The sequence below is a fragment of the Clostridium disporicum genome, from assembly GCF_001405015.1.
In the GTDB taxonomy this organism is placed as follows: domain Bacteria; phylum Bacillota; class Clostridia; order Clostridiales; family Clostridiaceae; genus Clostridium; species Clostridium disporicum_B.
Map to the genome: position 1 here is coordinate 17,517 of NZ_CYZX01000028.1, position 21,854 is coordinate 39,370.

The following is a 21,854-nucleotide window of genomic DNA, read 5'->3' on the forward strand; positions in this document are numbered from 1 at the left end:
CTTTTATATTAAGTGAAATATAATTATTTACAAGATATAAATTTTTATCATAAAAAATAAAAACTTACAAAAAAAAGACTGCTACACTTCTGTAACAATCCTCTTCCAATATATAATTTTATTTAGGATACATATTAATTAATAATAAAAATCCTGGTATCCATGCAGTAAATATACCATCAAAAATTGATAAATATCCTACAAATTTACCTAAATCTTTTTTCATTACTAATTCTATAAAGCCTGTTAACCATAGTAATCCCCATAGTAACCATATAAATATCCAATATATATTTCCTATTGTGAAATCAATAAACTTTAATGTTGATCCATCAATAAATGCTAATGGAACTGTATTTATTGCTACGAATAAACAATACCAACCGTATAATCTACCATCTAAATTAAATATACCTCTTGCTGCGATATATAAATATGTGAAACCAAATAACAATCCAGTTCCAGCTGCAAAATAGTTACCTTGAATCACTGCTACAATATTTAATATAAATGATAGCATTCCAGTAAATACATTAAATACTGATGCTGATTTTGCATCTACATTAGAAAGTCTTCCAACTCCATTAAGTATAAGAACTACTCCAACATATATTAAAACTACTCCTAGCATTTTTTCCCTCCTATGTTTTTTATGGTTTTTCAATTATTGTTCTGGCTTGGTTTCATAATTTTCTTTAAAGAACGCTTGATCTAATCCTTTTAATTGAATCTCATCACTTACTTTTATAGATTTAATCTTATCTACTACTTTGAATATAATGAAAGTCATCAAAACAGAATAAACAATTATTATTCCACAACCTAATAATTGAATTAAAAATTGATTTAAACCAGCTGAAACCCCATTTACTCTTGGATCAGCTAATACACCAACTAATAATGTACCAATAAATCCACCCATTCCATGAACGCCCCATACATCAAGAGCATCATCCCATTTTTTTCTTTCAAATTCAACACAGAAGAAACATACAACTGCTGCAATTGCTCCAATTAATACAGAACTTAATGGGGTTACATATCCTGATGCTGGTGTTATTGTTGCTAAACCTGCAACTGCACCTATTATTATTTCTAAAAATGATGCTCTTTTACTATGCATTGCATATAAAATTGCCCAAACTATCATTCCTGTGGCTCCTGCAATTGCTGTATTTGTAAATACTATTGCTGCAGTTTCAGCTGCTGCTAAAGTTCCACCTGCATTAAATCCAAACCAACCAAATAATAACAAGGCAGCTCCAATTGCAACTAACCCTAAATTAAATGGTCCATGCTCATTTTTGTATTTTCTTTCACCTAAAACGTATATTCCACCTAAGCATCCAAATCCTGATGTTATATGGATTACCGCTCCACCAGCAAAATCTACAAATCCTAGCTTACTTAAGAATCCTCCTCCCCATACCCAGTGAGCGACAGGGAAGTAAACTAGTATCATCCAAATTATTAAAATTTTAATCCATCCACTTACAGTTAATCTATTTGCATAAGCTCCTGTCATTAAAGGAGCTGTTATTATGGCAAACATTAATTGATACATAAAAAACATTAAAAATGGTATATTATCGCTATAATTTAAATTAATCATATATGTAATATCTTTAAAAGCAAAGTATTGAAAAGGATTTCCAATAACTCCACCAATATCATCACCAAAAACTAAACTAAATCCTCCAAATACCCATAATAATGTTACAATTCCTATTGAAATAAATATTTGAAACATAATAGTTAAAGAATTTTTTCTTTCAACCAATCCACCATAAAAAAATGCTAATCCTGGTGTCATAATTAAAACAAGTGCTGTAGCTAAAATTATAAATGCTACATCGCCATGAATAATCATAAAATCACTCCTTCTTAGTTTATCTTTTGCTATTTTAAGATAATAATCCTTAGTTTTTTCTCATAACTAAATCCTTAGATCCTAGAAAGTTTTTACGTATATAATTATGACAAACACTCATGGCTGACTCTATATGCTGTGTTAAGTTACCTAATACTCTAAGTACAAAACCATTTACCTCTAATTCTGATATTCCAAAATCTATTGGTAAATTGAGTTTTTCCACTTCTCTCCTTAATTCTTCAATAACATTACTAGTAATATTTTTATTAATAATAAGTAATGTTCCAAAGTTTAAATACTCCTCAAAAAAGCCTAATTTAGTTACATCATTCTCTCTAGGATTAACTATTAAATTATCTAATAAAACTATTTTATTATTAATATAAACATTACTCTTTAGCTGAACATTACTATATGCAAATTTATCACCTTCTGGTGACCATCCTGCAGTAATACCATCACTATAAATAAGCGTAGAACTTTCATCTAAATAAATATTATTAACTTGTTTATAAATAGCATTTTTATATAAAATAACTGTATCAGCTATGTATTCCAAAATACTATTTTTCCCCAACTCAATAGTAGTTTCTTGTAACACCTTATCTCCATGCTCACACTTATAAACTTTTGTCGATGCTTGTGTAGTTATTATTGCACGAGTATTATCTTTAAGGATAAATATATTTTTGTACTTTTCCCCTTCAATATATCCTCCACCAAGTTGTAACAAGTAATATGTTGGAATTCTTTCCCTATCATTTCTTATGTTTGCAGATACTTTTACTAATCCTTCATAGTACTTTTTCGTAGTTATTACTCTATTATCTTTTTGCTCTAATACTAATTCAATAGTACCAGCATATTCTTTTTTTACTAACTGCTCCATATTAAGAAATACCCTCTAGTAAGCAATTTTTCTTTATCCAATTAATTACTTCTTGAATTCCTTCATCTGTTTTTAAATTGGTAAACATAAAACTATTTTCGGATCTAAAAGCTAATGTATCTTTTCTCATAATCTCTAAATTTGCTCCAACATATGGTGCTAAATCTATTTTATTTATAATAAACAAATCACTTTTTATCATTCCTTGACCTGCTTTTCTTGGAATTTTTTCACCTTGCGCAACATCAATTATGTATATTGAGAAATCTACTAAATCCGGACTAAATGTTGCTGCTAAATTATCTCCTCCGCTTTCTAAAAATATAATATCTAAGTCGTCAAATCTACTCTTTAATTCTTCAAGAGCTTCAAAATTCATTGATGCATCTTCTCTTATGGCAGTATGTGGACATCCTCCAGTCTCAACTCCTATTACCCTATCCTCAGATAAAACTGAATTTTTAACCATAAACTTAGCATCTTCTTTTGTATATATGTCATTAGTTATAACTGCGCAACTATAATCTTTGCTCATTACTCTTGTTAATCTTTCAATAAGTAAAGTTTTACCACTACCAACTGGTCCACCAACACCTATAACAACTGGCTTCATATTTTCAACACCCTTCTATTTATAATCTTTATTTAATATGAATGAGAGAACCCCCTCATTCATATTAATATATGTATTAATTTTTATATTTTTATAGCTATGACATGAACAATCTAAATTCCATTGTTTCATGTTTAATTTGTGATAACTCTAATCCTGGACTATTAGCTCCAAAATCATCGTAATCTAAATTCATTATTTTTTCATAAAGATGTATAAATTCTTCACTATAATTTTTTAATAGAATTTGCCCATCTTTCTGTCCTAAGGGAATAGTTCTTACTGCATTACTTATTAATGTTGAAACGGTACTATACATATGATAAATTATTGCTTCTTTTAAATTAAAGTTTAGAGAATACATTAATATTCCAAAAACTAGAGCGGGATGGCCAAATATTTCTTTTTTCCTTAACTTATCATTATAATCTTTTAATAAATCAAAGTCATATAAATCCATAAATAACTTAATCATTCTACTTGCAACTAACTTTCCTCCATTGCGGCTTTCTTTAGCTACAGTTTGAACCGTTATTAGTCTATCAAGTTCGTATATAGATTCCATATCATTTTTTTCAAGAAAACTATATAATAACCTTATAGCTAAACCATCACTATAAATAAATTGTTCTTTTAAATAAACATCAAGCCAACTATTAAAAGTATTAGTATCATAAACTTTTTTTAATCTTAAATAAGTTTCCATTCCATAAGAATGATTAAATGATCCTATAGGAAAGTTAGAATCACATATTTGGATAACCCTTAAATGTTTTAATATATCATTATCAATTTGCATGTGCATGAGTATGAGTGTGTCCAAACTCAACATGTCTGAACGCTTTCTCTAATTTTAAATTTTCTCTTGAATAGTTAATTTTATCTCTTTTTAACTCTTCTTCTACTAATGAATCATATTGTATAATCATCTTTCCATCATTAAACTGTGCTTGTAAATGTCGATTACCCAAAGAATGAGCAATTATCCCCATTTCTGTAATATTATCAGGCTTAATAACTAATACATCTTCGCCTTTTACTTTTATTACTACAAGATTTTTGCCATCATTTAAAAGAATATCTCCATCTTTTAATTCTTCATTTTTATCTAAAGCAATGCCATACTCGTTATTATGATCAGATGTTACTCTTAAAATTCTTTTTAAAGTATCATCACTATTTATAAATATTTTCTCAATATGATAATTATTTATATTTTCTATACCCCTTATATTCCCTTTTATTTGGTTAAAGATCATATAGCTCTCTCCTTATAATTAGAATAAAAAGTATCTTTGAGCTAATGGTAATTCACTTGCAGGTTCGCATGTAATTAATTCACCATCAACTGTAACATCATAAGTTTGTGGATCTACTCTAATTTCAGGAGTAGCATCGTTTAACTTCATATCTTTCTTAGTTAAATTTCTAATTCCACCAACTGGTAATACAGTTTTTTGTAGTCCTAACTCTTCTTTTATTCCATGTTCATATGCATAGTTAGAAACAAAAGTTATACATGTTGGGAATTTTGCTTTTCCAAATGCAGCATAACAATCTCTGTATACTACAGGTTGACATGTTGGAATAGATGCATTAGCATCTCCTATAATTCCTCTAATTGCCATTCCACCTTTAATTATTAGATGTGGTTTAACTCCAAAGTAAGGTGGCTCCCAAAGAACTAAATCTGCAAACTTACCAACTTCTACAGAACCTATATATTTATCCATTCCTTGTGCTATTGCTGGATTTATAGTATATTTAGCAATATATCTTCTAACTCTGTTATTGTCGTTATACTCACTATCATTAGGGAATGTTCCTCTTTGCTTTTTCATTTTTGAAGCTGTTTGCCATGTTCTTGTTACAACTTCTCCAATTCTTCCCATAGCTAATGTATCAGAACTCATAATACTAAATATTCCCATATCTTGGAATATATCTTCTGCTGCTATTGTTTGGTGTCTAATTCTTGAATCAGCAAAAGCTATATCTTCTGGAACTTTAGGATCTAAGTGGTGACAAACCATCATCATATCTAAATGTTCTGCAACAGTATTTACTGTATATGGTTTAGTTGGATTAGTTGATGCAGGTAAAACATTAATTTGAGATGCAACTTCCATCAAGTCTGGTGCGTGACCTCCACCAGCTCCTTCAGTATGATAAGCATGAATTACTCTTCCTGCAATTGCTTGAATTGTATGTTCTACAAATCCACCTTCATTTAATGTATCACTATGTAATGCAACTTGAATATCATATTTTTCAGCTGTTTCCAAAGAGTAATTTATAGCTGATCTTGTAGCACCCCAGTCTTCATGAACTTTTAATCCAATTGCTCCAGCTTCAATTTGTTGTGCATTTACATCTATATTAGCTCCGCTTCCTTTTCCTAATATACCAACATTTACAGGCCATCCTTCAGCAGATTTTAACATTTGTTTTATGTTCCAAGGTCCTGGTGTTGAAGTAACAGCATTTGTACCATCTACAGGTCCTGTTCCTCCACCTACTAATGTTGTTATACCACCTTCTAATGCAACTTGTGCACATCCTGGGTGAATATAGTGAACATGAGTATCTATTCCTCCAGCAGTTAATATTCTTCCTTCTCCAGCTAGTGCTTCTGTTCCTACTCCTACTACGAAATCAACATTATCCATAGTATCAGGGTTACCACCCTTACCTATAGCAAGAATCTTTCCATCTTTGATTCCTACGTCAGCTTTATATATACCAGTATAATCAACTATTGTTGCACCAGTAATTATCATATCTGCAACTTCTGGATGCTTATTAGTTTGGGTCGCATTTTGCCCCATACCATCTCTTAATGTTTTTCCACCACCAAACTTACACTCATTTCCATATCCAGTGTAGTCTTTTTCTATTTTTATAAAAAGATCAGTATCGCCAAGTCTTATACTATCTCCTTCAGTTGGTCCAAATAACTCTGCATATCTATGTCTATCTATTTCGAAACTCATTACTTTTCACCACTCCCTTTTGACATTCCATCTAAGAATCCATCGCACATGTTTCTTATACCATAAACTCTTCTATATCCACCAATGTCTATTAAATTAACTTCTTTTTTATCTCCAGGCTCAAATCTAACAGCAGTTCCTGAAGGAATATCTAATCTTTTTCCCCAAGCTGCTTTTCTATCAAATGCTAATGAATCATTTACTTCATAGAAATGATAATGAGACCCTATTTGTACTGGTCTATCTCCAGTATTTACAACTTCTAAAGTTATAGCATCTTTGCCTTCATTATATAAAATATTTCCTTCTTTTATCTTTAATTCTCCAGGTATCATACTCTACCTCCTTATTGTATTGGATCATGAACTGTAACTAGTTTTGTTCCATCTGGGAATGTACATTCTACTTGTACTGTATGAATCATTTCTGGAACACCTTCCATTACATCATTCCTTGATAATATTGTTGTACCATATTGCATTAATTGCTCTACAGTTTTACCTTCTCTCGCGCCTTCTAACATTTCATCAGTTATTATTGCCATAGCTTCTGGATAATTAAGTTTTAGGCCTTTACTTTTTCTTTTTCTTGCTACATCTGCCGCAACAGCAACCATTAACTTTTCTTGTTCTCTAATAGTTAAATGCAAAACAAATTCCTCCTTGCTATTTTGTTATGTATAAATTTACAATAAATTCATTACATATAGGTTATTTTTCCAAAGATAACTCTTTTTATTCATTTTTTCATTTGTTAAAAGTTACTTTCCCATTTAAATCATAATAAGCTCCAACTACCTTTACCTTGCCTTCACTTATAAGATTTTTTATTATCTCATCCTCAGATATCTCTTTTACTACTGAATCTATATTAGCTCTTATAGCATCATCAATTGTTCCATTTGAATTTACATTTGGTTCAATCTTTTCAACTATATCTTCAATATGTCCTGTAGCTTTTTCACCTTTTACTACGCTGTTGTAAGTTGCAGTTACTGCTCCACAACTTTGATGCCCTATAACAACAATAAGAGGACTATGTAAATGTTCTGCACCATACTCAATAGATCCTAATGCATCATCATCAACAATATTTCCAGCTATTCTTATATCAAATATCTCTCCTAAACCAGCATTAAATATAGTTGTAGGTGTTACTCTTGAATCTGAACAAGAAACTATAACAGCATAAGGATTTTGCCCATCCTTAAGCTCATTTCTTCGTGCAGAATCTATATTTCTTAGCTCACTTTTATCACTTAGAAATCTAGCATTCCCATCTTCTAATAATTTCATTGCCTCTTCAGCTGTAGTTACCTTTGTATCAACATTTACATTTTCTCCTATACTAGAATCATTCGTTTTATTTTCACTTTGACTAGTTGAAGTATTATTTGAAGTATTACTTCCATCATTTACCCCTTTCGATGTGCACCCTGCAAATATAATTGATGTTGCTAATAGCATTGCTATGAAAGCTTTATTCATATCAATAACCTCCTTTAACTTTTATATTATAAAAATTCTTATAAATAACACTTTCAAATTAAGTTTGCCCAAATACATATAAATTATTTAATAATAATAAAAAATATAGACATAAGTATTATTTTTACTTATATCTATATTTCTGATTTAAACTTATTTAATTACTAGTTCTACTGGACAATGATCCGAACCAAATATTTCTGTATGTATTTTAGCACTAACTAACTTATCTTTTAAAGCTTCTGATACTACAAAATAATCAATTCTCCATCCAGCATTATTTTTTCTTGCATTAAATCTATATGACCACCAAGAATAGCTTCCAGTTAAATCTGGATAAAAATATCTAAATGTATCTATAAATCCTGAATTTAGTAAAGTAGAAAACTTCTCTCTTTCTTCATCAGTAAATCCAGCATTTTTCCTATTTGTAGAAGGATTTTTCAAATCTATCTCTTTATGTGCTACATTTAGATCTCCACATAAAATTACAGGCTTATTTCTTTCTAAGCTTTTTAAATAGTTTCTAAAATCATCCTCCCACTTCATCCTATAATCTAATCTAGCTAATTCATTTTGTGAATTTGGAGTATATACAGTAATTACATAATAATCATCAAATTCTAATGTTATTACTCTACCTTCTTTATCATGCTCTTCAATATTAATTCCATATGAAACAGTTAAAGGTTTAACTTTTGTAAATATTGCTGTTCCTGAATATCCTTTTCTTTCTGCGTAGTTCCAATATTGATAATATCCTTCTAACTCTAAGTTTATTTGTCCTTCTTGTAATTTACTTTCTTGAATACAAAAAATATCTGCATCTACTTCTTTAAAAAACTCTAGAAATCCTTTCTGCACACAAGCTCTTATTCCATTTACATTCCAAGATATTAATCTCATATTTTCCTCCATTGCTTATCATTTATATTTTAATATTTTATTTATACTATAATCCATATAGATATAAACTTTAAAGCTTTATTTCAAAATAATACTTTTCCATAATTAATCATTAACTTTAATTAATCTTTAACTATATAATGGGTGCTTCTCGCATAAAGCTGTTACTCTATTTTTCAACTCTCCTAAATCTAAATCTCTATTAGATATTGCATCATTAATTATTGAAGCTACTTCAATAATATCCTCTTCTTTAAATCCTCTTGTTGTAACAGCAGCAGTTCCTATTCTAATACCTGAAGTAATAAACGGACTTCTTGTTTCATTCGGAACAGTATTTTTATTTACAGTAATTCCAATACTATCTAATAGTTTCTCTGCCTCTTTTCCTGTAATATTCTTATTAGATAAATCTACTAATAACAGGTGGTTATCTGTTCCATTTGATACTATCTTAAATCCAAAATTAATTAATTCTCTTGAAAGGATTTTACAATTTTTAACTACATCATTTATATAAGTAACAAATTCTTCTTCTAAAGCTTCTTTAAAACACACAGCTTTTGCTGCTATAACATGCATAAGTGGTCCACCTTGCATCCCTGGAAAAATATTCTTATCTAATTCTTTAGCATACTTTTCTTTACATAAAATTAATCCACCTCTAGGTCCTCTTAATGTTTTATGTGTTGTGGATGTAACAAAATCTGCATATGGAATAGGTGAAGGATGTACCCCTGCTGCAACTAATCCAGCTATATGAGCCATATCAACCATAAGAATAGCTCCTACCTCATCACATATATCTCTAAATTTTTTAAAATCAATTATTCTAGAATAAGCACTAGCTCCTGCTACAATAAGCTTAGGTTTTGTTTCTACAGCTATTCTTCTAACTTCTTCATAATCTATCTCTTCTGTAATTTTATCTACACCATAGAAAGCAAATTTAAATAACTTTCCTGAAAAATTTACTGGTGACCCATGAGTTAAATGTCCCCCGTTACTTAAATCCATTCCTAATACAGTATCTCCTGGATTTAATACTGAAAAATATACAGCCATATTAGCTTGTGATCCTGAATGTGGTTGTACATTAGCATGTTCAGCATTAAATAACTTTTTGGCTCTCTCTCGTGCTATTTCTTCTACTGTATCAACTATATGACATCCTCCATAATATCTTTTATTTGGATATCCTTCCGCATATTTATTTGTTAGATAAGAACCCATTGCTTCCATTACAGCTTTAGATGTAAAATTTTCTGAAGCTATTAACTCTATTCCATTTTTTTGTCTATCTAATTCACCTTGAACTAAATCAAAAATTTCTTTATCACTATCTTTTAAATTATTAAAATTCATTCTCATCACCTTTTTCTTTTTTTCTAAATTATAATTTTTTTCTAAATACATATCAACTGTTTTTTTCTCTTATCTAATGTTATAATACATAAGTAAAATTAATTTAGGAGAGATAATTATGAATGAAATACTTCAAGTTGCTACTTTTGCAGGACAAATGATTCTTGAAAATGGTGGAGAAACTTATAGAGTTGAAGAAACAATTTGTAGAATTTGTAAAGCTTTTGGTGCTGAAGAAGCAGAAAGTTTTGCTACTCCAACAGGAATTATGGCTTCTATTTGCCATAAAGGTCAAACCTATTCTCTAATTAAGAGAGTGTCAAAAAGAACTGTTGATTTATATAAAATCGATTTAGTAAATGACTTATCTAGAAATATTCTTACAAAGAATCTTTCAGTTAAAGATTTTAAGTCTGAGCTTCAAAAAATAAATATTAGTGAAAGATATTCAAATAATATAACATTACTTTTCTCAGCTTTAGGTGCTGCAGGTTTTGCTATATTATTTGGTGGTAATATGAAAGACTTTCTAGCAGCTTTTATAATAGGATTTATTATAAAATTCATAACAATAAAAGGAAGTGATATGCAAATAAATCAATTTTTTATAAATAGTCTATCTGCTGCTGTAGCTTCATTCTTAGCGATAATACTTGTAAAAATAAATTTAGCAGCAAACCTTGATCAGACTATAATAGGATCTATTATGCTATTAGTTCCTGGTCTTGCAATAACTAATGCTATTAGAGATACTATTGCTGGCGATTTATTATCAGGACTTACACGTGCAGCTGAGGCTTTTTTAGTTGCTATCTCAATTGCAGTAGGTTCAGGAGCTGTATTAAGCTTTTGGTTATCTAATATTGGAGGTATATAGATGTTAATTTTTCAAACTTTTTCAGCGTTTTTAGCTACATTAGGATTTGGAATAATTTTTAATATTAAAGGAAAAAAACTTTTTTTTGCATCTCTTGGTGGGGCTATTGGTTGGTTTTTCTATTCATTATCACTAAAATTTAATTTTTCTGAGCTATCATCATTATTTATATCTGCTATATTTTTTAGCTCTTATTGTGAAATATTTGCAAGAATATTAAAAACACCAGTTACTACTTTAGTAATTTGTTCACTTATTCCATTAGTACCTGGTGGTGGTATGTATTATACTATGCTAGAAGCCGTAAATGGTAATGTATCAAGTTCATTAGATCTAGGTTTAAATACTCTAGCATCTGCTGGAACACTTGCTCTAGGAATAATTTTCGTATCTACTATAACAAAATTAGTAACTACACATAAAAGACATTAAAAAAGGAAATGAACTAAATCATTTCCTTTTTTAAGTTAAGGAGAAATATAAAATCTCATTTGCAAAATGTCTTAACTCATATTTGAATTGTACAAGTTAATAAATTATTTGTCAATAATTTATTATTTTTTTTATCAATTTACTAATAAACTATATCAATATATTTATTTTTTAATAATCTACATTATTTGTAATTCTAATTACTTTATAAAAGTATTTATATTTTTTATAAGCTTCTTTATACTCTCATATTCTTTAGATTCTTCATCTAATTGCAAACAATTATTTGCATAACTCTCAATAAGTAGTCCTCCAACCTTATTAATAGCAGATCTTACAGCTGACACTTGAATTAATATATCATCACAACATACATTTTTTTCAACCATACCTTGTATGCCTTTAACTTGTCCTTCTATTCTCTTTAGTCTATTTATAATATCTTTATTAAGTTTATCATTACTATCCATTATTTTCTCTCCTAATACCTACATATGCTATATTGTAACACTTAAATTAGAATTTGTGAAATTTTGTTATAAAATCATATTTCAATATATAAATTATTATAAGAAAATCTTTTTTAATTATAAAATCCCAGCTTTACAGCTGGGATTTTTCTATTTTTTCTTTGTTAACTTTTTATATAATTTTGCATTTGAAATTAAGTCCATAAAATCATCAGCCATTTCAACTAAAAGATTTCCTTTTAATTTACCTTTATGAAGTTTTCTCTTAACATTTTTCATAGGACCTTTTTTCATCTTAAGTTCCTCCTATCTTTACTATAGTAAGTACAATATATATTTTATACAAAATATAATTTTTTATCCTTGTACTTTTGTAAAACAGATTATAAAAGTAAACTTCATTAATACAAAAGAGCTAAAGTTATCTCCTTTAGCTCTTTTACAATTATTCAGCTTTATCTACTTTAGCAATTCCTAATTCATCTAATTGTTTTTGATCAACTACGTTTGGTGCTTCACTTAAGTAACAGTATGCATTTTGGTTTTTAGGGAATGCAACAACATCTTTAATATTGTCTGTTCCAGATAAGAACATTACCATTCTATCAAGTCCAAATGCTAATCCTCCATGTGGTGGTGGTCCAAACTTAAATGCATCTATTAAGAATCCAAATCTTTCTTGAGCTGATTCTTCTGTAAATCCTAAAGCTTTGAACATTCTTGTTTGTAAGTTTGAATCATGTATTCTTATTGATCCTCCACCTAGCTCTTCACCATTAAGAACTAAGTCATATGCCTTAGATCTAACTGCTCCTGGGTTTGATTCTAACATATCTAAATCTTCATCCATTGGTGCTGTAAATGGATGGTGAGCTGCAAAATATCTTCCCTCTTCTTCATCATATTCAAATAATGGGAATTCTGTAATCCAACAGAAGTTAAATTCTGATTTATCTTTAATTAAATCAAATTGTTTAGCTAATTCTAATCTAAGTGCACCTAAACTTTGGAATACAACAGAATTTTTATCAGAAACCATAAGTATTGCATCTCCATTTTCAGCTCCCATAGTTTTAACTATGTTCTCTGTAACTTCATCAGTTAAGAATTTAGCTATAGAAGATTTATTCCCATCTTCTTTAAGTTGAATCCAAGCAAGCCCTTTAGCTTTATATGTCTTAACAAAATCAACTAATTTATCTAATTGCTTTCTTCCTAAATCAGCTCCACCTTTTAAGCATAAAGCTCTAACAGATCCACCATTTTCTATAGCAGATTTAAATACTACAAAATCCATATCTTTAACAGCTTCTGTTATATCAGTTATTTCCATTCCAAATCTTAAATCTGGTTTGTCTGAACCGTACTTTTCCATAGCTTCTTTAAATGGCATTCTTCTAATTGGAAGTTTTATTTCATGACCTAATACCTCTTTAAATACATGGGCTACAAGACCTTCATTCATAGCCATTACATCATCTTGCTCAACAAAACTCATTTCTAAATCTATTTGAGTAAACTCTGGTTGTCTATTTGCTCTTAAATCTTCATCTCTAAAACATTTAGCTATTTGGAAGTATCTATCAAATCCAGATACCATTAATAATTGTTTAAATATTTGAGGTGATTGAGGAAGTGCGTAGAACATTCCTGGATAGTTTCTTGATGGAACTAAATAATCTCTAGCTCCTTCTGGTGTACTCTTAGTTAGTATTGGAGTTTCAACTTCTAAGAAACCATTATCACTTAAGTAATTTCTTACTGCCATAGCCGCTTTACTTCTAATCATAAAAATTCTTTGCATGTCAGGTCTTCTAAGATCTAAATATCTATACTTTAGTCTTATATTCTCTGCTGCATCTAAATCTTCCTTTATATATATTGGAGGAGTTTCAGATTCTGAAAGAACTTTTATACTTTCACACATTAACTCAACCATACCAGTTGCCATATTTTCATTAGGAGATTGTCTCTTAACTATTTCTCCTGTAACTGCTATACAGTACTCTGGTCTTACAGCTTTTGCTTTTTCAAAGCTTTCAGCATTTATTTCTTCACCAAAAACTATTTGCATTATTCCAGTTCTATCTCTAAGATCTATAAATTGTAGACCTCCTAATTTTCTATTTCTTTGAACCCATCCCATAAGAGTAACTTTTTGTCCTATATTAGTTTCTCTAGGTTCTCCACACATAAGGCTTCTTTTTAAGCCATTTAAAGCTTCACCCATCGTCATTTCCTCCTAATTATCTTATTACATTAACTATTTCTTCTATATGATCTAAACTTACTTCAAATTGTTCTCCATCACTCATTCTCTTAAGTTTGATTACTTTATTTTGAAGTTCGTCATCACCTAAAATTGTTGTAAATGCAGCACCTATTTTATTAGCATACTTCATTTCTGCTTTTATGCTTCTTCCCATATGATTTACTTCTGTTTTTATACCTACTTCTCTTAATTTATTTGCTAAAGTAAATGCAGCAAGCTTTGCTTCCTCTCCTCTAGCTCCAATGTAAAGATCAAAAAGAATTTCGTTTGGAATCTCAATACCTTCCTTTTCTAAAATCATTATTAATCTCTCTACACCCATACCAAAGCCAACAGCAGGCATCTCAGGTCCACCAAGTTGTTCTATTAGCTTATCGTATCTACCACCACCACAAACTGTGAAATCATCATTTAAAATTTCAAAAATAGTTTTAGTATAATAGTCTAATCCTCTAACTATACCTGGATCAACTTTATATGGAATACTTAATGCATCTAAATACTCTTTTACCTTTGTAAAGTGAGTATCACACTCATCACACATAAAATCTAATATTATTGGTGCATTCTTAGTTATTTCATTACATTTATGATTTTTACAATCTAAAATTCTCATTGGATTCTTTTCAAATCTAGATTTACATAAATCACATAAATTATCATAATTCTCTTTTAAATATTGCTTTAATGCTTCATTATATTTAGGTCTACAACTTGGGCATCCTAAATTATTTATATTTAGGCTTAAAGAGCTTAATCCTAACTTTTTTAAAACATTCATTGCAAAAGCAATTACTTCAGCATCCATTGAAGGTTCTTTAGATCCAAATATTTCAGTACCGAATTGATGGAACTGACGGAATCTTCCCTTTTGTACATTTTCATATCTGAAACATGGTGTAACATAATATAATTTTGTTGGTTGAACCTCATTAAATAATCTGCTTTCAATAAAAGCTCTAACAGCAGGTGCCGTTCCTTCTGGCTTTAATGTTATGCTTCTATCCCCTTTATCATTAAAAGTATACATTTCTTTTTGAACAATATCTGTTGTATCTCCTACACCTCTTTTAAATAGTTCAGTATGTTCAAACATTGGAGTCCTTAACTCTCTCATTCCATAATATTTTGCTATCTCCTTGAACGTATTTTCAACATATTGCCACTTATACGCATCTTGAGGTAACATATCTTTTGTACCTTTAGGTGCTTGTATATCCATCCTACTTTTCCTCCTAATTACGATAAAGGGTATCTAATAAATTAATTTTACCATTTACCATTTCTTCTATTCTATTTGAATATTCTTTGATATCTTTTATATTTCCAAATCGCTCTATTCTATCTTCTTCTAAAAATACTACTTTAGTTACAGCATCTGCACCTAAAGCTATTATAGTTTGCTTATCTTCAATCATCTGAATATTATATATACATTCATTACCTTCTTTAGAATATCCTAGATTCTCCATATTTCCAACCATATTTTTTTGTCTATACATATAATACGGTTTTAGTCCTAACTTTTTAGCAAGTTCCATACTTTCATTATACATAGAAGCCAACTCTTCTTGCTTCTTTACTTGTATACCTTTCTTTAAAATAAAGTTTTCATAAAGTATAGATGCTCTTTTTAAAGAAAGTCCATGTACTGTTAAACTATCTGGTTTAAGATTATAAATCTCATTACATGTAGTCTTAACATAATCTAATCCTTCACCAGGTAATCCAATTATAATATCCATATTTATATCATTAAAGCCCATCTGTCTTGCAAGATTAAACTTTTCTTTTACATCATTTACATTATGTCCTCTTCCTATTGCCTTTAATGTATCATCATTCATAGTCTGAGGATTTATGCTTATTCTTGTAACATTATAATTTTTCATTGTTTGAAGTTTTTCAACTGTTATACTATCTGGTCTGCCGCATTCAACTGTAAATTCCAAAATTTTTTTATTTTTTACAAAAGCATTATACACTTCTTTCATAATATTTTCAAATTCTTCATTATTTACTGCTGTTGGTGTTCCTCCACCAAAATATACTGTTTCAATTTTTAAGTTTCTTTCTTCAACGTATTCGCTAATTTTTCTTATTTCATAAGTTAAAGCTTCTAAATATGGATTAACCAATTTTTTACTTCCTAAAATTGAATTCGCAGTGAATGAACAATAAAAACATCTAGTGGGACAAAATGCCATCCCTATGTAAATAGATATCTTTTTTTCATCATCATTTACAAATTTCTCTTCAGTTTTTGCTACTTCTATACATAGTTTTGCCTTTTCTTCTGAAGCTAAATGCTTTTCTTTAAAGATTTTTATAATTTCCTCTTCACTCTTACCTTCTTCTAAATATTTTAAAGCAATTTTAGAAGGTCTAATTCCAACTAATATACCCCAAGGATATTCTTCATTAGTTAATTCTTTTAATGACATAAAGACTAATCTCTTTATATCTTCCTTAATTTTTTCTCCGATTTTTACAGATTTATTAAAATCTTTATAAGAAAATTTAACTTCATCTTCAAGCACTTCTACAACATATTCCCCATCATCTTCAAATTTAATTTCATCTAACGAAAAATATATATTAAACATTTGATATACGTCATATCTATATTTAAGGTCATTTAATTTAATTTTAATTTCCATTTTCTCTCCCTACTGTAAGAAAGGATTTCTCATTCTTTCGTAAATAATTGTTGAACTTGGTCCATGCCCTGGATATACTTTAGTATTCTTATCTAATACCATAAGTTTTTCTTCTATACTACTTATAAGTGTATCATAATTTCCACTTATAAAATCTGTTCTTCCAATTGAACCTTGGAATAAAGTATCTCCAGTAAATACATTATCTTCAACTAAGAAGCACATTCCACCTTTACTATGCCCTGGAGTGTGTAGACATTTAACATTAATATTGTTGAAATCTAATATATCCCCATCACTTATTGCATTATAATCACTAGGTAATTTTGCATATACAGTATTATCCTTTTTGCAATTGTCTACTTCCCCTTCATTCACATATAAAGGCACTTTATACTTTTCTTTTAGCTCTTCAACTGCTCCAATATGATCAAAATGAGCATGTGTTAAAAGTATTGCCTTAACGTTACATCCTAATCTATCTATCTCCCTAATAATGCTTTTTCCATTAGCACCTGGATCTATTACTAATGTATCTTTACTTAATTCATCTATAACGAAATAACAATTAGCTCCATATTCGCCCATAGGATAAGTATTAATTATCATAGTAGTCACCTCTTTTTTTATATTAAAACACTTTTTTACTATCTAACAAAATTGTAACCGGTCCATCATTTTGAATTTCAACATCCATGTGAGCTCCAAAAATCCCCGTTTCAACTTTTATTCCAGTTTCTTTTAGCATTTCTATAAATTTATTATATAGCACTTCTGCCTCACTACCACCTAAAGCATTCATAAAATTAGGTCTTCTACCTTTTCTACAATCTCCATATAAAGTAAATTGTGATATAGCTAAAATTTCGCCATCAATATCTTTTACAGATAAATTCATCTTATCATTATCATCATGAAAAATTCTTAAGTTAATCACTTTATCTACTATATATTTCAAATCATCTAAAGTATCATCCACATTTATTCCAATAAGTACATTTAATCCATACTGAATACTACCAACAATTTTTTCGTCGACTTTTACACTAGATTTTTTTACTCTTTGAACTACCGCTCTCATTTTTTCCCCTTTAACTTCTTAATCTATAAACATCAATAATGCCTTTTAACTTACGTATCTTCTTCATTAAATCCTTAAGCTGCTCAATAGAATCTATTTTCACTTTAATACTTATAAATGCTAAATTCCCCTTAGTAGACTTTGCATTTAGTCCATTAAGTGATATTTTAGCTTCATTAATTATAGTCATAATATCTGTTAATATTCCCATCCTATCTTCAGCTTTAACTTCAATCTCTGTTATATAACCTACCCCTTGAGAATTTCCCCAAGAAACTTCTATAGTTTTTTCTCCATCATTTTCAATAAGAGATTTTAAATTATTACAATCTCTTCTATGAACAGATACTCCTCTACCCTTGGTGATATATCCCAATATATCATCTCCAGGTACTGGATTACAACACTTTGCAAATCTAACCATTAAGTTATCTAATCCCTTAACAGTTATACCATAAGTATTTTCTTTTTTACTTCTTTGATTCTTTGCTATATGCTCATCAATAGTCTTTTGTATCTCTGCTTCTTTATTCTTATCGTCTTTTACTAAATTCTCTTCTTTTAATCTAGCAATATATGATGAAGCTGTTATAGCTCCTAGTCCTATTAGTGCATATAAATCTTCCAAATTATTTATATTATATCTCTTTGCAAACTTATCGTAACTCTCGCCTTTAGCTATTTCATTATATACAACGCCTTGCTTTTTAAGTTCTTTTTCGAATATCTCTTTACCTTTTGTTATATTCTCTTCTTTCTTAGCCTTCTTAAACCAAGCTCTTATCTTACTTTTAGCTTGATTGCTTTTAGCTATACTTAGCCAATCCATGTTAGGTCCTTTAGCATTATTAGAAGTTAGGATTTCAACTATTTCACCTGTTTTAAGCTTATAATCTAATGGTACAATTTTACCATTTACTTTAGCTCCCACACACTTATTACCTATATCAGTATGAATTCTATAGGCAAAATCTATTGGTGTTGCTCCATTAGGTAAATCTATTACAACTCCCTTAGGCGTAAATAAAAATATCTCGTCCGTAAATAAATTTATTTTAAATCCTTCTATAAACTCTTCTGCATCCGACGTTTCCTTTTGCCACTCTAACATGTCTCTAAGCCAAGCAAGCTTATTTTCAAAATTCTTTTCTTTCCCTTCTCCTGATGCATCGCCTTCTTTATACTTCCAGTGTGCAGCTATACCATATTCAGCTGTTCTATGCATTTCAAAAGTTCTAATTTGAATTTCAAAAGTTTTACCTTGAGGCCCTATAACTGTCGTATGTAAAGATTGATACATATTCGGCTTAGGCATAGCTATATAATCTTTAAACCTGCCTGGAATTGGTTTATAAATGGTATGTACAATTCCTAAAACCTCATAACAATCCTTTACTGTATTAACTAGTACTCTTATCGCAGTTAAGTCAAATATTTGTTCTATATTTTTATTTTTAGTAATCATTTTCTTATAAATACTATAAAAATGTTTAGGTCTACCATCAATATCTGCATCAATTCCAGAGTTCTCAAATTTAACGTGCAAATCATCTATAATAGTAGAAATATATGTTTCTCTTTCTACTCTCTTTTCAGCTATTTGTTTAACAAGGTCATAATACTCATCTTCATGTAAATATCTTAAACAAAGATCTTCTAATTCCCATTTGATTTTTGATATACCAAGTCTATGGGCTAGAGGTGCATAAATATCTAAAGTTTCCCTTGCTTTCTGCTTCTGTTTCTCCTTTGTCATATACTTAAGAGTTCTCATGTTATGTAATCTGTCAGCTAATTTTATAATAATTACTCTGATATCATTAGCCATTGCAAGCAACATCTTTCTAAAATTATCAGCCTGTTGCTCTTCCTTTGACTTATACTCCATCTTAGTTATTTTTGTAACTCCGCTAACTAAATTCGCAATTTCTTCATTAAATATTTTCTTTATATCTTCATATGTATAATCTGTATCTTCAATAACATCATGAAGTAACCCTGCTACTATGGTACTTGTGTCCATTCCCAACTCTGCTAATATAGTTGCAACATCTATTGGGTGTATAATATATGGTTCTCCAGACTCTCTCTTTTGTCCTTTATGAGCTTCATCAGCAAGCTTAAAAGCTTTGATTACTAAATCTATATCAACATTTGTACAATTTTCTTTAATCTTATTTATTAATACTTCAATCATTAGCTATTTACTCCTTTAGATTACCTCAAAATCCTAAAGTCAAAGGCTGGTTAATTAACCAGCCCTTATCATTCTAATTATATATTAAAATTTAGGGTTTTACAATAGAATTAAATATCATATTGAACTAATGACATTACTTCATACCCTTTAAGTTTATCTCTTCCATGTAACTCTGTTAACTCTATTGCAAAGTCTAATGAAACAACTTCTCCACCTACTTGTTCTACAAGTTTAGCTACTGCTTCTATAGTACCTCCTGTAGCAAGTAAATCATCAACTATTGCAACTCTTTGCCCTTTTTTTATTGCATCTTTGTGTATTTCTAATACATCTACACCATATTCTAATGCATAATCCACTGAAACTGTTTCAGCTGGTAATTTACCTTTTTTTCTTACTGGAACAAAACCAACACCTAAAGCATATGCAACAGGCACTCCGAAAATAAATCCTCTAGCTTCAGGCCCTAATATAACATCAACATTTTTATCTTTTAAATGTTCAACAATTAAGTCAATCGACTCCTTAAACGCTTCTCCATCTCCAATTAAAGTCGTGATATCTTTAAAACTAATGCCTTCTTTAGGGAATCCTTCAACTATTCTAATTTTATCTTTTAAATTCATATTAACTCCTCCATGAATTTTATTATTACCTTAATTATACATTTTCTTTAGACTTATTCAAATACTTTGTAATCTGTTCTGCTCTTTCTTTTCTATTTGTAATGAGCAATTCAATTATTATTCTTGCATTGTCCATCATCGTTACTACATTTATAGTCGGCGTTATAATCTTTATAATTTGCTTTATGTCATCATCATTCATCTCAGTAATATTATACGCATCTTTTATAGCTCTTAGTCCATAATTATTCGTATTAGTTAAGAACTTTTTACCTTCTTTCAATATGACACCATTTTCGCCCTTAAGAGGAACATTTGCTGACTGCTCACCAATAAGTATTAAATCTAGATACTTATTTATACTCTTTATGTTATAATATATTGCTATTGCCTGCATTAGTTTAAATACTAATCCACTTATAGACAAATTCTTATATCTATATTGACACCCTTTTTGATTAGGGTTTATGTATATGTACTCGCATTTTGTTTTTAGGTCTTTGTTTTCTAAGACCATTAAATCTATGTTTAACTTTTTACAAAGCTCTTCTTCTTCTTTCGACTTTAACCCAATACCTAAGGTGATAAGTACTTCAGCACCTAAAAAATGAACATTATTAATAATGTCCTTTGATGTTATACTAGAATCACCTGACGAATCATCGTGAACTACATATTCAATATCTGCATTTAAATATTTCAAAACCAGTATTAGGGATGAAATAGCACATAGTCCATCTACATTAGGTATCCCATAAACCACTATTTTTTCTCTATTATTAATTGCAGATACCATTCGCTCAATAGCTCTATTCATATCCTTAAGTATAAAGGGATTATATCCAGTTATGTAATTTGGACTATATATACTTTCCCAAAACTTACGCATTTTAAACTCCTCCATAAAAATAAGAAAACATCTATATTATAATTTAAATTTATACATATTACAAATGTTTTCTAATAAAAAAGTCTAATTATTCTAAAGTTTTCTCTCTTTCTCCATACAAAAAGGGGCTGTATCAAAAAAAATTTGATATTTGCCGATAAAGAAAAGGAAGTTCGAATTTGAACTTCCTTTTTTGCGCATAGTAATAATATGAAAAACTT

At 29.4% G+C, this 21,854-nt stretch carries 24 protein-coding genes; 2 read left to right on the forward strand and 22 right to left on the reverse strand.

Annotated features, from left to right (window positions below):
* Nucleotides 1–118: 118 nt before the first annotated feature.
* The 12 genes from ARA56_RS14960 to glyA all read right to left on the reverse strand — a co-directional run bounded on the left by ARA56_RS14960 (nucleotide 119) and on the right by glyA (nucleotide 10,126).
* Nucleotides 119–631, reverse strand: a complete 513-nt coding sequence (locus ARA56_RS14960) for an AmiS/UreI family transporter (RefSeq protein WP_055268127.1) — start codon at nucleotides 629–631, stop codon at nucleotides 119–121.
* A gap of 33 nt (nucleotides 632–664) precedes the next feature.
* Nucleotides 665–1,870, reverse strand: a complete 1,206-nt coding sequence (locus tag ARA56_RS14965; protein ID WP_055268129.1) for an ammonium transporter — start codon at nucleotides 1,868–1,870, stop codon at nucleotides 665–667.
* Between the two features lie 49 nt (nucleotides 1,871–1,919).
* Complete coding sequence (locus ARA56_RS14970) at nucleotides 1,920–2,762, reverse strand: urease accessory protein UreD (protein ID WP_055268131.1); 843 nt, start codon at nucleotides 2,760–2,762, stop codon at nucleotides 1,920–1,922.
* A 1-nt stretch (nucleotide 2,763) separates the two neighbouring features.
* A complete protein-coding gene (gene ureG / locus ARA56_RS14975) occupies nucleotides 2,764–3,375 on the reverse strand; it encodes an urease accessory protein UreG (RefSeq protein ID WP_055268133.1) in 612 nt (203 codons plus the stop codon).
* Nucleotides 3,376–3,472: 97 nt separating this feature from the next.
* The gene (locus ARA56_RS14980) at nucleotides 3,473–4,180 is read right to left on the reverse strand and encodes an urease accessory protein UreF (RefSeq protein ID WP_055268135.1); all 708 of its coding nucleotides are present in this window, start codon (nucleotides 4,178–4,180) and stop codon (nucleotides 3,473–3,475) included.
* Nucleotides 4,164–4,634 carry an urease accessory protein UreE gene (locus tag ARA56_RS14985; protein ID WP_055268137.1) on the reverse strand — a complete coding sequence of 157 codons (471 nt, stop codon included), beginning with the start codon at nucleotides 4,632–4,634 and terminating at the stop codon, nucleotides 4,164–4,166. The genes ARA56_RS14980 and ARA56_RS14985 overlap by 17 nt, the downstream gene beginning before the upstream one ends.
* A gap of 18 nt (nucleotides 4,635–4,652) precedes the next feature.
* A complete protein-coding gene (gene ureC, locus ARA56_RS14990; RefSeq protein ID WP_055268139.1) occupies nucleotides 4,653–6,368 on the reverse strand; it encodes an urease subunit alpha in 1,716 nt (571 codons plus the stop codon).
* Nucleotides 6,368–6,703, reverse strand: coding sequence for an urease subunit beta (gene ureB, locus ARA56_RS14995; protein WP_055268141.1), 336 nt, complete (start codon nucleotides 6,701–6,703; stop codon nucleotides 6,368–6,370). The genes ureC and ureB overlap by 1 nt, the downstream gene beginning before the upstream one ends.
* A gap of 11 nt (nucleotides 6,704–6,714) precedes the next feature.
* A complete protein-coding gene (locus ARA56_RS15000) occupies nucleotides 6,715–7,017 on the reverse strand; it encodes an urease subunit gamma (protein ID WP_055268143.1) in 303 nt (100 codons plus the stop codon).
* 97 nt (nucleotides 7,018–7,114) lie between these two features.
* Complete coding sequence (locus ARA56_RS15005) at nucleotides 7,115–7,855, reverse strand: carbonic anhydrase (protein WP_055268145.1); 741 nt, start codon at nucleotides 7,853–7,855, stop codon at nucleotides 7,115–7,117.
* A gap of 153 nt (nucleotides 7,856–8,008) precedes the next feature.
* A complete protein-coding gene (locus ARA56_RS15010) occupies nucleotides 8,009–8,761 on the reverse strand; it encodes an exodeoxyribonuclease III (RefSeq protein WP_055268147.1) in 753 nt (250 codons plus the stop codon).
* Between the two features lie 129 nt (nucleotides 8,762–8,890).
* Complete coding sequence (glyA, locus tag ARA56_RS15015) at nucleotides 8,891–10,126, reverse strand: serine hydroxymethyltransferase (protein WP_055268170.1); 1,236 nt, start codon at nucleotides 10,124–10,126, stop codon at nucleotides 8,891–8,893.
* A 112-nt stretch (nucleotides 10,127–10,238) separates the two neighbouring features.
* Between glyA and ARA56_RS15020 the strand changes: the two genes are divergently transcribed.
* Both ARA56_RS15020 and ARA56_RS15025 read left to right on the forward strand, forming a co-directional pair.
* Nucleotides 10,239–11,003 carry a threonine/serine exporter family protein gene (locus tag ARA56_RS15020; RefSeq protein ID WP_055268149.1) on the forward strand — a complete coding sequence of 255 codons (765 nt, stop codon included), beginning with the start codon at nucleotides 10,239–10,241 and terminating at the stop codon, nucleotides 11,001–11,003.
* Nucleotides 11,004–11,435 (forward strand): threonine/serine exporter family protein, encoded by a 432-nt coding sequence (locus ARA56_RS15025; protein ID WP_055268151.1) that lies wholly within the window; start codon nucleotides 11,004–11,006, stop codon nucleotides 11,433–11,435. It abuts the gene before it with no gap.
* 200 nt (nucleotides 11,436–11,635) lie between these two features.
* Here ARA56_RS15025 and ARA56_RS15030 read toward each other — a convergent pair whose 3' ends face one another.
* The 10 genes from ARA56_RS15030 to ARA56_RS15070 all read right to left on the reverse strand — a co-directional run bounded on the left by ARA56_RS15030 (nucleotide 11,636) and on the right by ARA56_RS15070 (nucleotide 21,633).
* A complete protein-coding gene (locus tag ARA56_RS15030; RefSeq protein WP_055268153.1) occupies nucleotides 11,636–11,905 on the reverse strand; it encodes a metal-sensitive transcriptional regulator in 270 nt (89 codons plus the stop codon).
* 150 nt (nucleotides 11,906–12,055) lie between these two features.
* The gene (locus tag ARA56_RS16735) at nucleotides 12,056–12,199 is read right to left on the reverse strand and encodes a hypothetical protein (RefSeq protein WP_156334270.1); all 144 of its coding nucleotides are present in this window, start codon (nucleotides 12,197–12,199) and stop codon (nucleotides 12,056–12,058) included.
* Nucleotides 12,200–12,350: 151 nt separating this feature from the next.
* Complete coding sequence (gene aspS / locus ARA56_RS15035; RefSeq protein WP_055268155.1) at nucleotides 12,351–14,135, reverse strand: aspartate--tRNA ligase; 1,785 nt, start codon at nucleotides 14,133–14,135, stop codon at nucleotides 12,351–12,353.
* Between the two features lie 16 nt (nucleotides 14,136–14,151).
* Entirely contained in the window at nucleotides 14,152–15,399 is a 1,248-nt protein-coding gene (hisS, locus tag ARA56_RS15040) for a histidine--tRNA ligase (RefSeq protein WP_055268156.1), read from the reverse strand.
* Between the two features lie 13 nt (nucleotides 15,400–15,412).
* Entirely contained in the window at nucleotides 15,413–16,837 is a 1,425-nt protein-coding gene (locus tag ARA56_RS15045; RefSeq protein WP_055268158.1) for a coproporphyrinogen III oxidase, read from the reverse strand.
* Between the two features lie 9 nt (nucleotides 16,838–16,846).
* Nucleotides 16,847–17,446 carry an MBL fold metallo-hydrolase gene (locus ARA56_RS15050; RefSeq protein WP_055268160.1) on the reverse strand — a complete coding sequence of 200 codons (600 nt, stop codon included), beginning with the start codon at nucleotides 17,444–17,446 and terminating at the stop codon, nucleotides 16,847–16,849.
* A gap of 22 nt (nucleotides 17,447–17,468) precedes the next feature.
* Nucleotides 17,469–17,918 (reverse strand): D-aminoacyl-tRNA deacylase, encoded by a 450-nt coding sequence (gene dtd, locus ARA56_RS15055; RefSeq protein ID WP_055268162.1) that lies wholly within the window; start codon nucleotides 17,916–17,918, stop codon nucleotides 17,469–17,471.
* A gap of 10 nt (nucleotides 17,919–17,928) precedes the next feature.
* On the reverse strand, nucleotides 17,929–20,115 hold the full coding sequence (locus ARA56_RS15060; RefSeq protein ID WP_055268164.1) for a RelA/SpoT family protein: 2,187 nt from the start codon (nucleotides 20,113–20,115) through the stop codon (nucleotides 17,929–17,931).
* Nucleotides 20,116–20,225: 110 nt separating this feature from the next.
* On the reverse strand, nucleotides 20,226–20,744 hold the full coding sequence (locus ARA56_RS15065; protein ID WP_055268166.1) for an adenine phosphoribosyltransferase: 519 nt from the start codon (nucleotides 20,742–20,744) through the stop codon (nucleotides 20,226–20,228).
* A gap of 34 nt (nucleotides 20,745–20,778) precedes the next feature.
* Entirely contained in the window at nucleotides 20,779–21,633 is an 855-nt protein-coding gene (locus ARA56_RS15070) for a DHH family phosphoesterase (RefSeq protein WP_055268168.1), read from the reverse strand.
* Nucleotides 21,634–21,854: the final 221 nt, after the last annotated feature.